The 14,596-nt window shown below is 60.7% G+C and carries 15 protein-coding genes; 4 read left to right on the plus strand and 11 right to left on the minus strand.

Going from position 1 to position 14,596, the window contains the following annotated elements; translation table 11 throughout:
- From C437_RS00795 to C437_RS00815, 5 genes are all read right to left on the minus strand, one after another.
- On the minus strand, positions 1–954 hold the full coding sequence (locus C437_RS00795; protein ID WP_004514978.1) for an ABC transporter permease: 954 nt from the start codon (positions 952–954) through the stop codon (positions 1–3).
- The gene (locus tag C437_RS00800; RefSeq protein WP_004514979.1) at positions 951–2,825 is read right to left on the minus strand and encodes an ABC transporter substrate-binding protein; all 1,875 of its coding nucleotides are present in this window, start codon (positions 2,823–2,825) and stop codon (positions 951–953) included. Before C437_RS00800 ends, C437_RS00795 begins: the two co-directional genes overlap by 4 nt.
- A 432-nt stretch (positions 2,826–3,257) precedes the next feature.
- Entirely contained in the window at positions 3,258–3,584 is a 327-nt protein-coding gene (locus tag C437_RS00805) for a NifU family protein (protein WP_004514980.1), read from the minus strand.
- Positions 3,585–3,752: 168 nt separating this feature from the next.
- Complete coding sequence (locus C437_RS00810; RefSeq protein ID WP_004514981.1) at positions 3,753–4,175, minus strand: metal-dependent transcriptional regulator; 423 nt, start codon at positions 4,173–4,175, stop codon at positions 3,753–3,755.
- 674 nt (positions 4,176–4,849) lie between these two features.
- Complete coding sequence (locus tag C437_RS00815; protein WP_004514982.1) at positions 4,850–5,758, minus strand: serine/threonine-protein kinase RIO2; 909 nt, start codon at positions 5,756–5,758, stop codon at positions 4,850–4,852.
- 741 nt (positions 5,759–6,499) lie between these two features.
- Between C437_RS00815 and C437_RS00820 the strand changes: the two genes are divergently transcribed.
- Positions 6,500–7,732: a DolP-mannose mannosyltransferase gene (locus C437_RS00820; protein ID WP_049919559.1), complete on the plus strand. Its 1,233-nt coding sequence runs from the start codon at positions 6,500–6,502 to the stop codon at positions 7,730–7,732.
- Here C437_RS00820 and C437_RS00825 read toward each other — a convergent pair.
- The 3 genes from C437_RS00825 to C437_RS00835 all read right to left on the minus strand — a co-directional run bounded on the left by C437_RS00825 (position 7,729) and on the right by C437_RS00835 (position 9,855).
- Positions 7,729–8,913, minus strand: coding sequence for an AI-2E family transporter (locus C437_RS00825; RefSeq protein WP_004514984.1), 1,185 nt, complete (start codon positions 8,911–8,913; stop codon positions 7,729–7,731). The two genes, C437_RS00820 and C437_RS00825, sit on opposite strands and share 4 nt — an antisense overlap.
- Before the next feature lie 104 nt (positions 8,914–9,017).
- Positions 9,018–9,437 (minus strand): acyl-CoA thioesterase, encoded by a 420-nt coding sequence (locus C437_RS00830; protein ID WP_004514985.1) that lies wholly within the window; start codon positions 9,435–9,437, stop codon positions 9,018–9,020.
- Between the two features lie 88 nt (positions 9,438–9,525).
- A complete protein-coding gene (locus C437_RS00835) occupies positions 9,526–9,855 on the minus strand; it encodes a hypothetical protein (RefSeq protein ID WP_004514986.1) in 330 nt (109 codons plus the stop codon).
- 362 nt (positions 9,856–10,217) lie between these two features.
- Here C437_RS00835 and C437_RS00840 point away from each other — a divergent pair, with 362 nt between their 5' ends.
- Positions 10,218–10,970, plus strand: coding sequence for a bacteriorhodopsin (locus C437_RS00840; RefSeq protein WP_004514987.1), 753 nt, complete (start codon positions 10,218–10,220; stop codon positions 10,968–10,970).
- Positions 10,971–11,035: 65 nt separating this feature from the next.
- Entirely contained in the window at positions 11,036–11,263 is a 228-nt protein-coding gene (locus tag C437_RS00845; protein ID WP_004514988.1) for a hypothetical protein, read from the plus strand.
- Here the strand turns inward: C437_RS00845 and C437_RS00850 are convergent.
- Both C437_RS00850 and C437_RS00855 read right to left on the minus strand, forming a co-directional pair.
- Complete coding sequence (locus C437_RS00850) at positions 11,260–13,347, minus strand: AAA family ATPase (RefSeq protein ID WP_004514989.1); 2,088 nt, start codon at positions 13,345–13,347, stop codon at positions 11,260–11,262. The genes C437_RS00845 and C437_RS00850 overlap by 4 nt on opposite strands.
- Positions 13,347–13,544, minus strand: a complete 198-nt coding sequence (locus C437_RS00855) for a hypothetical protein (protein WP_004514990.1) — start codon at positions 13,542–13,544, stop codon at positions 13,347–13,349. Before C437_RS00855 ends, C437_RS00850 begins: the two co-directional genes overlap by 1 nt.
- 75 nt (positions 13,545–13,619) lie before the next feature.
- On the opposite strand from C437_RS00855, the gene C437_RS00860 reads away from it, so the two are divergent.
- Positions 13,620–13,823: a hypothetical protein gene (locus tag C437_RS00860; protein WP_049919546.1), complete on the plus strand. Its 204-nt coding sequence runs from the start codon at positions 13,620–13,622 to the stop codon at positions 13,821–13,823.
- A gap of 192 nt (positions 13,824–14,015) precedes the next feature.
- On the opposite strand, the gene msrA is transcribed toward C437_RS00860, so the two are convergent.
- A complete protein-coding gene (msrA, locus tag C437_RS00865) occupies positions 14,016–14,546 on the minus strand; it encodes a peptide-methionine (S)-S-oxide reductase MsrA (protein ID WP_004514992.1) in 531 nt (176 codons plus the stop codon).
- Positions 14,547–14,596: the final 50 nt, after the last annotated feature.

A 14,596-nucleotide genomic window follows, 5' to 3' on the forward strand; every position in this document is an offset into this window, starting at 1 on the left:
TCAGTCATAGCGGATTCGTGGGTCCAGCACAGCGTACATGATGTCTGCAAGCAGGTTTGCGAGGATGATTGTCACGCCGGTAAACAGCGTGATTGCCATGATGAGGTCGACCTCGCGGCCGACGATGGCCCCGACGAAGGCCCGACCGAGGCCGGGCCAGGCGAACACCTGCTCGACGACGACGGCCCCGGCGAAGATGCTCGCGGTCAGGAACGCGGCAATGGTGGTCACAGAGATGAGCGAGTTCCGCAGGACGTGTTTCAACACGACTGTTCGCTCGGGAAGCCCCTTTGCCCGCGCCGCCGTGACGTACTCCTTGTTCAGCTCCTCGGCCATCGACGACCGCATCACGCGCATCAGCGTCGCCGACGACGCCGTCCCGATGGTGACACCCGGGAGGACGAGATACCACAGCATATCGGCCGAAAGCAGCGGCTTATCCGGAGCCAGCACCGGCCACAGGTCCAGCCAGAGCGCGAACACGAGAATGAGCATCAGCCCGAGCCAGAAGTTCGGCAGCGAGATGCCCGACAGCGCGAACACCCGCGAGAGGTCATCGCCCAGCGTGTCCTTGTTGACCGCCGCGTAGATGCCGGCCGGGATGGCTATGAGCAGGGCGATGGCCCAGCCGAACAGCCCCAGCGCGATAGTCTCGGGGAGCCGGGCCATGATGTAGGGCAGGACCGGCTGGTCGACGCTGATGACCGTCCCGAGATCGCCCTGCAGGACGTTGCCCATCCACGTGAGATACTGCTGCCAGACGGGGCCGTCGAGCCCGTATCTGGCGCGTATCGCCGCCTCTTCGGCCGCCGAAATCTGTGGGTTCAGTGCGACCATCTGGTCGATGGGGTCCCCCGGCGTCAGGTGGACCAGCGCGAAGGTGAGGACCGAGACGCCGAACAGTATCGGGACTGTCGCGGCCACGCGAACCGCGATGAATCGTCTGAGGCTCATGACTCCCGGTCCAGATACGCGACCTGCTGGTCCGTCGGGTCGTGCAGGCCGTAGGGCAGGATTCCGCCGGAGAACGTGTAGGTGTTGTGCCCGACGTAATCGGTCGACAGCGACGAGACGTTCGTCCCGAAGACGGTGTAGCTGTTGGGGGCCTGCTCGATGAGTCCCCGCCACACCTGATCGTACTGCTCACCGCGGAACCCCGGGTCCTCGACGGCGTCGACCGAAAACCGCGCCTCCGTCGCGATCTCGTCGAGGTCCGGCGTATCGACCCGCTGGAAGTTACAGCATTGCCCGAAGTTGTCGATGGAGTTCACGGCGTCGTAGAAGCTCCCGGGGTTGAACGTCCCTGAGAGGCCGATGAGGACGATGTTGCCCTGCTGGTAGTACTCCGGGCCGAGGATGCGCTGGACGAACGTCGTGAACTCGAAGGTCTCGACGCCGATATCGAAAAACTCCGTGTTGCTCATCACCTGAGCGATGAGCTCGGCCTCCCGCACGCGGTCATCGGAGGTGTTGGTCTCGATAGTCGCTTCGATGGGCGTCTCGACGCCGAGGTCATCGATGGCTTCCCCCAGCAGTTCGGTCGCGGCCTCGGTGTCCTGTTCGGTCTGTGGGCGCAGTTCCTCGACCAGTGCCTCGTAGTCGGCCGACCCCTCTTCGGCGGCCAGTTCGGGCAGCGGCGTGTAGGCCGGGTTCCGGTACCCGTTGTAGATGTTCTCCGCAATCTGGGCGCGGGGAATCAGCTGATTGACGCCCCGGCGAATGCGCGGGTCGTCCCACGGCGAGACGGTGACGGGATACTGGAGGAAGTTGTACGCGCCGGCGTTGGTCACGCTGAGCCGGTAGTCCTCCGCGCTCCGGTACTCGCTGTAGGTGTCGCTCGTGAGCCCGTATGTGAGGTCGATCTCGTTGTTGTTGAGCGCGGCCGCACGGGTCGCGTCGTCGGTGACGATGGAAACCGTGACATCGTCGACGACCGGGCTCGTCGGGAACCCCTCCGGGCCGTCCCACCACTCCAGCGCGTCGAAGCCGAGGTCGTCCAGCCAGTAGTCCTCGAACGTGCTGAACTGGGCGCGCTGTTCGGCCTCGTAGGACTCGAACTCGAAGGGGCCGGTCCCGATGGGTGTGAGGTCGTTGCGCGGGTCCGCGCCGGTATTGGGGTACTCCTCGATGTGCTCCATCGGGTAGACCGTCGTCGGCAGTTGACTGTCGGCCTCGGCGTCGGGCTCCTGGCCGTAGATGTCGACGGTGTAGTCGTCGACCGCTTCAGCGTAGAGGAACGAGTCGAAAGTCTGTGCGGAGATGGCGGAGTTCTCGAGCACTTCGTAGGAGCGGGCGACGTGCTCTGCGGTCATCTCCTCGCCGTTGTGGAACGTGACGCCCTCGTGGAGTTCGGCCCGATACTGAATCCCGTAGGTGCCGTCCGCGACAGCGTCGGGCGCTTCGTTGACTGTCAGCACCTCGCCGGCTTCGGGGTTCCTGATGATTATCTGGTCGTCGGCGACGAGATTCCCCTCGTCGTTTGTCTCCGCCGACACCATGTACGGCTCGTAGGCCCCGTCCTCGACTTCCTGGACGTCCATCCGTTCCCACGTCTTCGCGAGCCACGGGTACACAGTCCCCGCGGCGTCCTGTGTGATGAGACCCTCGTAGATGAGTCCATGGACGTTGCCGGCCGGCGCGCTGGTGCTGTATGACGGGTCGAAGGAATCGATACCCGCACCGAGGCCGAACCTGAGTGTCCCGCCTTCCTGAATCTCGTCGACGGACACCGCTGCCCGCTCCCGGACCGGGTCGAGGCTCTGGCCACCCTCGCTTTCACCGTCCCCGCCGCCGTCACTGCCGGCGCTACAACCGGCGAGCGCCATTACTGTTGCCGCGCCTCCTGTCTTGAGGACACGCCGTCGCGTCACTGTACTCGCGTCTGCAGCTGGGTCATAAGGCATTCCCGTTGACCTCGAAAGTTATGCGTTATGTTGCCTTCCCACACACTTATAGCATAACGGCGTCCGGAGCCAATCAACAACTGGTGTGCGACAGTCTCGGAGCACGCTAAACGGAGCCGATACAGACACGCGGCTGAGACATCCCCGGTCAAACGCCGTCGGTGTCTGGGCTCCGAACGGTGCGACGCCACTCTCTGTGACATCCCGCTGTTCGGGACCACGACTAGAGGAGACGAGACGTGCAGCCGGTGCTTCACGTTGTCCTGACGACGGACTGCCCGGTATGAGTAGAACTGAGCCCCAGTCAACGCTGGGGCCGCCACCTACCGTTGGGATTCAGGTTCGGGGGGCGGTTCAGAACGGAGGGCTGTAATCCTCGTACTCGTCCATCTCCTCCATATCGTCAGTCTTGGATGGCATGACCGCCGCGCGCGGGCCGCCGGACCGGACGACTTCGACGTCTTCGAGTCCGTCGACGCTCTCCGGGAGTCGGCGTTCGATTGCCTTCATCGTCATCGGGGCGATGCCACATCCCGAGCACGCACCACCGATGGCAACGGTCGCCGTGCCTTCGCTCTCGTCGATGTCGCGGACTTCGAAGTTACCGCCGTGTTGCTGGATCTGCGGGACGTTGTTGCTCAAGTAGTTACGCGTCTGTCGTTCGAGTCCTTCAGCGCTCATAACAATCCTACATACGCACCGTCATATCATAAATATGTCTATTTTGGTATGCCTAAAATATCGGTTCACAGGCCTTCAGAGCCAATAATTTTGGCTCGCCAAACAATTAGTATCCCACTTCTATTATTTTTCGTGTGACCTAAAATAGCCTTGTTGCGAAGTCGCTACTCAGGCGGTGTCCTCGTCTGGTGCCGCCGAACCTGTCTCCGAAACGTCCTGTCTCTGTCTCGGCTCGGCGTCGCAGGGCAGTGTGGCGGCCAGTCGCTCCGCCACCATCGGACTGACTAGACCGGCCAGTTCCATCGCTTCCGCCTCATGGTCGTCGAGGTCGAGGACCCCCCGAAAGAACCACGAGACGGTCACGTACGCCTCGTGTAACTCCGCTGCTTCCTCACGCCCCGATGGCGTTAACGTCACCCCATCGTATGGCTCGTAGGTCACGAAACCCTCCTCTGCGAGCCGCTGGCACATCTCCGTTACCGCTGCCGGAGACCGATCAAGCATCTCCCCTAGCTCTCCCGGGGCGACAGGTGGTTCGTCCCGGTGCTGTGCGATGTATATCGCCAGCAGATACTCTGGTGCCGTTCTCATCGCTCCGACGGATCCATCCGATTCCCGCCGCCTGTAGACGTCCCTGTCGTCGACTCCCCAGTCGACTGCTCACCGGTCCCGAAGAGTACCGCGGCGGCCCACGCCCACAGTCGGGCATGCGACCGCTGCGGGCGTTTCCCCCGCCCTACTATTTCGCTATTGCTGTCACCCCTCATCAGGCAGACGCCCCCCAATGGTGTCGGTAGAGCGCGGGTGGCCGAGCGACCGCTCGCCGTTGGAAACTCGGAACGACGCCCGCAATGTGCGTCGGCACCACGCGAACGCTGTCGATAGCGCCCTCGACAGTAGGAAGCGACCCCCCATCGATTTCTGCGTGGGTCTCCCCCCGTTTGTGCCCCGCACTCAGTACCGTCGTCTGCCATATGTTTTAGGCTTGCCTAATAATATAAAACCTCTGCGGTTTTTAGGACGCCCTAATTCAATCGGCGTCGCCGGTAAACGGACCAGTCGAGCCTGCCGTCCAGAGAAGTGCGCCCATCACACGGCACTCCACCTCACTATCGGAAGTGGTCTCCGCCGTCATCGCTGTGCTGAATCGACTCGGTTAGTTTGCCACATTTGATATCGCGTTATATAATTTATCAAGAGAACCGTTGCTCACCGCCGACTCGTCGATAAACAGCCAGATACGGGTAAGTAGCGGCTAAAACGTCCTACTCAGTAAACTCAGTAATAGAATCGAACGCATCGGTCGCCAGCCGTTCGGCGACTGCATCCCTGTCTACATCGCTGATTTCCTGCGGGTACTTTCGTTCGAAATAGCTCACGATGTTCTCGACGTCGCGAGTTAGCAGTTCCCGGGCGTTTTCGTGGTCGGTCGGAACGGCCTGGGGCCAGTCGAAGACCACGACGCCCTCGTTCGTGACGAAGACGTTGTACTCGCTCATGTCCGCGTGGACGTACCCCTCGCGGTAGGCTGTCTGCATCTCTTCGAGCACGAGATCTAAAATCGGCAGTACCTGTTCCGTTTCGAGTTTCGTCCGGGAGAGTTCGACGCCATCTATCTTCTCCATCACAATGGCGTGTCGGTTGGTATCGACCGGCTGCGGGACCGACACCTCGGGATACAGCGTTTCGAGGGCATCATACTCCCGCTCGGCGGCCTTCCGGGCGGTGTAGAGCCAGGAGACGTGGTCGCGGTCGGCGGTGTACTCTCGCTCTTTCATTACTTCGCGGAAATTGGTGTACCCTTCGCGGTGGTACTTCAGGGCTACCGGCTTGTACGACTGGGCCTCGTACACGTCGCTCTCCTTGCCCACGCCCAGCGGCGAACCAACACCTTCGATGGTGTCGCGCTCGGCGAAGGTGTGTAGCGCGAGCGTGTCGTACCCCTCGAAAGTGAGTTTGAACCCCTCGTACTGGATGGTCTTCCGTTCGACCAGCCCGCGGTCCGCACACCGGTCGAGCCGGTAGTCGACGTCTTCCGCCGTCAGCCGGGAGAACTCGGTCAACTTCTCGCGGGCGACGTACTCCGAGAACCGCATCCCCTGCTCGACGCCGGAGAGCAGATGGAAGTCCTCGGGTTCCAGCTCCGCCATCACTGAAGCCACGTTCTGGACCATTAGCGTTCTTTACTCGATGGACTGGTAAAAGGCCGACGCGTTGGCTGGATAGGTTAATAAACCATTTAGCGCTATACAAAATCACTTATATCGGTCTCAGCCCAGCCGTTGTATCGGCGGACGACAAGCGTTTTCACCGGGGTTGGCTGGGTGCAAATGGGTTTAGCGGCACTGTGGTGTTCGGACGGTCCGCCCAAGACAGTCGCGCCAGTATCTATCGTCTGCCCGACCACCCGCTACTGGATTCCGTGTTTTGTGACCGAGACCGTACTGCAGTCGATTGCTCGTGGAACAAGACCGTCTTTTGCAGAATCTCACGTCTTCAGAAGGACATTATGCGACTACTATCGCTACTGTACTGCCGTTTCTGTATCTCAAAATGCAGCTGATGGGGCCGGAAAACGGCGTTAGCTGATCGCAAACTCTCTTCACGATGCAGTTGACAGAAGCGGTAAGCTGGGCATCAACTCGAAAATGCGTTCCTAACCACGGTGCCAGTATATGTAAGGCGAACAATGAATACGTTCGCCGACTGTACGTCCACTAAGTTACTCTCTACTTTTGGTTATCTAAACGCAACTATGCCGTGTGAGCAGACAACACGAAGACCAGCTCAGAGACCGGCTTCGCTCACTTGCGTTCAATCCTCACGACCGTCGGCTCGCGTTTCCGGTGTTGTGTGCCGTCGGTGCCGAACTCTATTTCGTACTGACAATCACACTTGGTTCCGCCCGGCCTCCGATGGCTCCCGATGCTGGTATCTTCCAGCATCTCGGCTGGTATCTGACCCGTGGCGGCCGGCTGTACGTCGACGCCTGGGAGCCGAAGCTCCCGCTATCCTACGAGACGACCGGCGCTCTGGCGATGCTTGCCGGCGGCGACATGTACCGGCTCCACCTCCTCAGCGTAGCGCTGATGAGCGTGGCGGTGTGTGGAATCGTTGGACTCGTCGTGATACTCGTCTACGACATCACCGGCGACGATGTCGCTGCGTCACTGGCCGGCCTCTCGATGTTCCTGCTGCCGGGGTTCGCCGTCCGGCCTGCCTATGGGTTCAAGGCAAAGTACCTCCTCGTCCTCTGTGGACTCCTGGCGATATACCTGTACACGCGTGAATATCCGGCACTGAGCGGTGTGGCCGCGGCGGCCAGCGTCGGGTACTGGCAGGCCGCGGCCATCTTCCCACTCATCGTGGTTGGACTGGCCATCCAGCAACGGGACCTGCGGGCGCTCGAACGTGTCGTCGCCGGCGGCCTCGGTTTCACTGTCGTCATGCTTGCACCGGTGTTTCTCGTCTGGCACTCGGCATCGGAGATGGTCGTTCAGGTGTTGCTCGTGCCGCTACAGACCGAGGAACAGGCGTCGGTGCTCACCCGACTCGTCGCCGGCGTCGTCCACTTCAAGTGGGCGTCGCCGTTCGTGTTGCTCGGCGGCCTCGGCATCGCGCACGCCGCCCGGTGCTGGCTCACGGGCGACGACGGCCTCGTCGGGCGCGCCGACTGGTGGATTCCGATCGGCGCGTCGTGGTTCGCGTTCCTGATATTCTTCGTCGACTTCGAGACCGGCGGCTACACCGACCTCATCACGGGGCTCGTGTTCGTCGCAATCGGCGTCGGGATAGTCGCTACGACGCTACGTGACCGACGATGGCGGCAGGCGCTCGCCGCGGCTCTCGCGCTGGTCCTCGTGGTCAACGTTGCGGTCCTCGGTAGCGTCGGGCTCGTCTTCACACCCGTCGAGACGCCGGGGCCGGTGCCGATGTCAGACCTCGAAACGACCGACATTCCGGAGGCCTACGAGGAGAGCGAGTCGGTGCCCGACGTCCGGTACATCTACTGGCAGCGGCTCGAACCGTCGGCGTGTCACTACCGGCTCTCGGTGATGGAACTGCGATGGCTCGACCGGGTCGACTCGACGACGGACAGCCGCTGTCTCGACTTCGGGACAGCCAGAGCCAGGCTCGCAAGCGGCTAGGACTCCGTGGAGTCGTAGTCGGAGAGGGAGGTCTGGGTCGTTTCGACCGAACCGGTGATGACGTAGGGGGCAATGATGCGCAAGAACTGGGCGATAAGCACCAGCAGAATCGGACCCAGAAAGATGCCATAGAAACCGAAGGCAATAGGGCCGAGGATGTACGCGAACATCAGCAGGCCGACGTGGGTCAGATCGCCGCTGACGTATGGCCGGATCAGGAAATCCGGGATGGTGTCGACGACGACCAGCGTGACCACAAGGAAGAACACAACCCAGGCCAGGGCTGCCGTCTGTCCTGTGACGACCGCAGAGACCGCAAGCAGTGCAGCCACGGGCAGATAGACGATTTTCATCCCGACCACTGGAATGAGGCTGCCGATGCCGGTGAGCGCGCCGACAAGCGGTGCAAACGGGATCTGTACCGAGCCGGGAGCGACTAGATTGTACAGCGAGAACACGAAAATCCCGATGACGCCCGTGACCAGTGCGTTCAAGATGTTCCCGAAGAGGATCGAGGACAGTTCCTCGTCGACCGCCGCCGCATAGTTGCGAAGGACACCAGACCCGTCGAAGGTGTCAAGAAACCAGCCGACAAGCCGCGGTCCGTCGGTAAGCAAGTAGTACGTTCCGGCGAACATGATGAACACGCGCAGCAGTAGCGCCGTAAGCATACTCACGGAGTCGATGAGCGTATCGGAGACACGTCCCAGCCACGACTGGACTGTCGCGTTTCGCAACAGGTCGGTCACCTCATTCGGCCCCATTGCCAGCACCTCTGAGAAGCCGAGGTCGGCGAGCGGTCCCGGCAGCGAACCACCCTGAAGCTCCTGAAACTGCGAGATGTACGCTGTGCCCAGACCGCCTTCGCCGAAGAACGACTGTAGCTCGGGGACAATGAGGACAATCGTGTAGCCGACCAGAAGCACGAACGGTAACAGGAAGAAGAAAATCGTGGCTGCCGCATGGATCTGCTTCTGGTAGGGGACGGTCCGACCGAGGAACGACTCGGGCAGCGGGAGCCACTCGAGCCGTCGATAAATCGGTCGGCTGGCGTAGTACAGAAAGACGGTAAACACGAGCGTCGGAAGGAACTGGGACAGGACGAGCCCAACCACGACAAAGAGTGCTACCCCCGCAATAGCAAGGAGAACGCGCCGTCCAAGGTCGGTCGTATATTCCATATGTTTTCACTACAACATATTGATAAAAAATAAAACCACCGGTCAGTCCGATGGCTGGCAGGGCAAGCGAGACAACACGGATGCCGCCACGCCATCGGCTGTGGCTACAGTCCCTCGAACTGGGTGATCGCCGCCCGCCAGTCTTCGGGAATCGGGCGCGAGGATTCTGTGTCGCGGTCGTATGTAACGACGGTTGTTTCCCCGGTTGCAGCCACACCGTCGTCGGTCCGGACTTCGTACTCGAAGGGGAAGCTCTTCCCGCCGAGACGTGGAACCCGGACGGCGACGGCGACTGAGTCACTGATCTGGACGGGCTGGATGTAATCAACTTCGAGGTTCGCGATGACCATGCCAGTGCCCGACTCGCTGCCCGAGAGCAGCGCTTCGCCACAGTCGACCACGTCGTGCAGGTAGTCGATGCGAGCCTCCTCGAAGTAGGTCGCATACGTCGCGTTGTTGACGTGGCCGTACGTGTCGATGTCAGTGTACCGGACCTCGACTTCCGTCGTGTACTCGAAGCTCACAGTACTGTTATGACCCACCGGCATTTCAGTGTCTCTCTTGACGAAGGATACGGACAAGATCCGATTCGTCTCCCCGGCCTGCACCAGTTCAATACTCGTGGAACACACGCTCGCAGTCGGTGCATTTGATCTTCGCTGAGCGGAACCATGGACTGACCTTGATGACTGGACCGTGACAGTCAGGACAGACTCCCATAGAGTTCCCGTCTGCGACCCGCGTTGAGAGGTCCAGAAGCAAGTCTTCGAGTTCTTCTATCTGCTCTTGCTGCTCATCGATAACCTCCCGCAGTTCCGCTGTCGACTGTGTTGCAGCCGCTGCATCTGCATCAAGAACTGCCTCTGTCTCGGTCTCGGCTTGCGAAGTAGCTGACTCCTCTGCCTCTGCCTCGCTTTCTGTCGCCTCGGCCTCATCCGACATATGGTAATATAGGCCGGACATATGTTTTAAGCTACTGCCAATTCAGCGGGATATCGGCTGATTTCCGCTCGCTCATAACCCAGTGCGCGTGGATACTCTTCGCGCCCGCGTGCGCGCGCTTAAAAAGATACCTAATGACGACGTATTTTCCGTCAGCTATCGCTCATTCTGAGATGACTAGTCACTATGTAAACTATTGCTATGGTGTGCCAGCACTTCCCCACAGACACCAAATATACATTACTGTTCCTGCTTACCCTGAGAACATTGCTCAACTGTCCCGGCAAAAGTGATAGCTATCAATCATACACGTATCAATTTGGGTGTGCTGTTTTTTATATCCAGCCTTTAGTATAGGTGTGATGTTGCCACTCCAGGTGTCAAGTCTCGGTGTAGAGGGCGAAGGAATCTGGCTCGCACTCGGCACAGTCGGGATGTTGCTGGGTATGGTGTACTTCATGGCCAAAGGATGGGACGTTCAGGACCCCGAGCAGGAGGAGTTCTACGTCATCACCATCCTTATCGCAGGTATCGCCGCGTCGTCGTACCTGTCGATGTTCTTCGGGTTCGGCCTGACGGAGGTCGAACTCGTCAACGGACGGGTCATCGACGTGTACTGGGCGCGGTACGCTGATTGGCTGTTCACGACGCCACTGCTGTTGCTTGATATCGGCCTCCTGGCCGGCGCAAGCAACCGCGACATGGCGTCGCTCATCACCATCGACGCCTTCATGATCGTTACCGGCCTCGCCGCGACGCTGATGAAGGTGCCTGTGGCCCGGTACGCCTTCTGGACTATCAGCACCATCGCGATGCTGTTCGTCCTGTACTACCTCGTCGTCGTTGTCGGCGAGGCCGCGAGCGATGCCAGCGAAGAAGCACAGTCGACGTTCAACGTCCTTCGAAACATCATCCTCGTCGCGTGGGCTATCTACCCCGTCGCGTGGCTTGTTGGGACCGAGGGACTCGGACTCGTCGGCCTGTTCGGCGAAACCCTGCTGTTCATGATTCTGGACCTGACCGCGAAGATCGGGTTCGGATTCATCCTGCTGCGCAGTCGCGCAATCGTCGGTGGCGACTCCGCCCCGACGCCGTCCGCTGAAGCCGCTGACTAGCGGACATCCAGCGCTCATCGGCTTTTTTATACGCCGCACCAACGATACGTACGTTTGATACGCACATGAGTGAGGAGCCAACGACGCCGAAGGAACTGAGTGTTCGATCACTAACGGGACTCGTTCTCTCGGCCGGACTCGCAGTCGTGGGATTGTTCATCCTCCCAGTGTTCCGGTCGTTTGGACTGGCGTTCCGGCCGGCGTTCTGGCTGGTGCTCGCAATAGAGGCAGTTGCACTTGCTGGCGTCGTTATCTCCGTGCTGACGCTTCACCGACAGCGGACGCTTGATTAGCTCCGGTGGGTGGTTTCGTCTGTCTGATCCTCCTCGGACGGGTCGACGGATTGCAGGGCCTTTTCGAGGTGTGACTCCCGAAAACTGATCGGCCTGTGTGATCGGTCGCTGTCGTCCTGGGCCCTGAGGTGGTCTTCGATGGCAAGCAGTCCCGCCTCTCTGACGACTGCAGCGATGTCGCTGCCGCTGTATCCGGCCGTGCGTGCGGCGAACGCTTCGAGGTCTACCTGCCCCGTTATCCTGTCACCGATATGCGCGTCGAATATCTCGGCCCGGTCGGCCGCGTCGGGAAGCGGGACCTCGACGATACGGTCGAAACGCCCCGTCCGGAGCAGCGCGTCGTCCAGCCGGTCGCGCCTGTTGGTCGTCGCGATAACCGTCACCCCTTCCCGACCTTCGATTCCGTCCAGTTCCGTGAGCAACTGTGACACCGTTCGGGCGCTCGCGCCGGAGTCGGTGTCGTCGCTTCGTGTCGTCCCCAGCGCGTCGATCTCATCGAAAAACACGATCGAGGGGGCGTTCGACCGCGCCTGGTCGAACACCCGCCTGACTGCTCGCTCGCTCTCGCCGACGTACTTGTTCATCAGTTCCGGCCCGTTGACCGGAATGAAGTTCGCGTCGCTTGTCGATGCGACTGCTCGCGCGAGCATCGTTTTCCCTGTCCCTGGCGGCCCGTACAGCAACACCCCGGCTGGGGGGTCGATGTCCAGCGAGTCAAACAGGTCTGGTTTCGTCAGCGGCCAGTTGACGGCCCGGATGAGTTCGCGCTTTGGCCCGTCGAGACCGCCGATGTCGCTGAAAGACGTTGACGGAATCTCTGGCACTGTCCCACGGATACCGCTCGGTTCGACTGCATCGCGGGCCGCTTCGAGGTCCGCTGCTGAGACGACCACCGGATCGTCGCCAGCGCCCTCCCGGGCAACTGCCGCTTCCACCGCATGCAGCCAGAGCGCGACGATGTCTGCCGCAACGTAGCCAAACGCCTGTTCCCCGGTCGCTTTGAGATCCGCTTCCGCGCTTACCCTCGCTCCAGTGGCGACCGTTGTCAGAATCTCAGCCCGGTCTCGGCGACTCGGCTCCGGCACGGTCACCGTCCGAGACAACCGTGTCGCCTGCACGATATCAACGGGGACATCGTCCTCACTGGTCGCTTCGCCGACAACGGTGACGCCGTCGAGCGTCGAGATGTCGTCGAGCCACTGGCGCAACAGTAGCCGCATTTTATCACCGCCATCAGCCGACACCGTATCGAGCCCATCAATGTGGACGATCCCGCGTTCACTTCCCTGTGCGGCCCGTGCGACATCGTCGAGATACGCTCTTGCTCCGTCCTGGTCCAGTGAGAGCAGGCGCCCAGCGTCGACAGGGTGTATTGTCGCGTCCACGAGCCAAGCCACGTGTTGTAGAAGGTGTGTCTTCCCGACCCCGTGAGCACCGACGAGCAATACGCCAGCGCGGTTTCGAACGCTTCCGGGAACGTCGTCTGACGCCAGCAATGCCGTCGAAACGGCGGTTTCAAGCGTTGCAACTGTGTCGGCATACCCGCCGACAGCTCCCTCCGAAAGCGGGTCGAGGCCACTGTTTGACCGTCTCGGAGCCGGCCCGTCAGTAATCTCGATCACGGTGTCATCCACGAGGGTGACAGGCCCCGCCGGCTGTGTCGATACCACACGCACTGGTACCGTTAGCGACCCGTCGAACAACGAGACGGTAACGGTGTCGCCGCCCAGCAGCGGGCGATCACCGACCGCGTCCCTGACAAGCCCCTCACCGCCCCGGATTGACAGTTGCGGGACCGGGGCGACGCTGATATGCGTCGCGACCGCCGGGTCAGCCGCCTCCACGGTGACACGATCACCGTCTCGAAGCCCGAGCGTCTTGGCGGCCTGTGGACCGATACGGGCCGTCTCCGTCGGAACTGAGTCCGCTTGCCGTACGGTCGCGGCCTGCACTTGCCCGCGCTGCTTCCGGATGAGTACTGCGCCGTTGCCACCCAGTCCGATACGTGTCCCGACCGTTGTCGGCACTGCAATGCCCTCGCTTGCTTCGTCGACGCTGACCGTGAGTTCGAGGTTCTGGACCATCAGCCCGATGACAGCACGTCTGGCACTGCACTGCCGTACAGCACATACCGAACGACCCCGAACACCAGTAGCGCAAGCGGAGTGGCTAAAATCGTCACATACACCGGAAGTGTAAGAGCGAAACCGACGATGTTCGACACTGCAACGACGACGACCGCGGCGGCCATCGGCAGTCGGTCCTGTTTATTGAACCCCATCAGTAGAGACCCCTGTCTGTGTTCGACATATGTTTCAGTTGATTCCTGTATAGTGACTGCGCCCGTTTAGCATTGATGCCGTCACAGTTGGTTAGCCAACCGACTGACCGACCGCCCGAGCAGACCCACCATTACTCCGATAGCAGTCAGCAGCGCGAACTGAATGAGGTCGCCGCTCGCGGCGGCGAGAACGCCAAACCCAACAAGCACGACAGCGACAAGCCCATGTGCACCGAGTACTATCGCCTGGATATTCACGCGGGACACCCCGGTGACTGACCTGTTCTGTCAGAGACAGACGGCGATTTCGGCTCAACAATATCGTCAGTTCTCGGGAACGGTCGCCGGTGTGTGTGCCGGCGACCACCATCCAGCACCAGATGTCTGTGGATGGGCTGTCGTAGGTACGCGACAGCGTCATAAGATATGGATTGGATAAACATATGTTTTGTTCCAACTGATTTAGTCCCGCTAGTCAGCCCGTAGGAGCTCCTCGTGCGTTTCCTCGAGCTTCTTTATTTTCGGCGGGATAGTCAACTGGCAGTAACTCTGATTCGGGTTCTTCTCGAAGTAGTCCTGATGATAGTCCTCGGCGGGATAGAACGTCTCCAGCGGTTCGACTTCGGTGACAATGTCGCTATCGTAGCCCGGCTGGACCTCCTCAATGAAGGCTTCGACAGTCTCGCGCTGGGTTTCGTTGTGGTAGAACACGGCCGAGCGGTACTGCGTCCCAACGTCGTTGCCCTCACGGTCTTTTGTCGTCGGGGTATGTGTCGTGAAGTGGACCGCGAGGAGCTCCTCGTAACTCACCTTCTCGGGGTCGTAGGTGAGCTGTACGCACTCGGCGTGGCCTGTTTCTCCACGGCAGACAGCCTCGTAGCTGGGGTCGGCGACGTGCCCGCCGGCATAGCCCGAAACCACATCAGTCACGCCGTCAATCTGCTTGAACACTGACTCCGTACACCAGAAACAGCCGCCCGCGAACGTCGCTTGTTCAGTCATCACCGGACATACGTGCCCGGCATACAAAACTCACTGGCTACAGTCGGACC

It is taken from the genome of Haloarcula vallismortis ATCC 29715, assembly GCF_000337775.1.
GTDB lineage: Archaea > Halobacteriota > Halobacteria > Halobacteriales > Haloarculaceae > Haloarcula > Haloarcula vallismortis.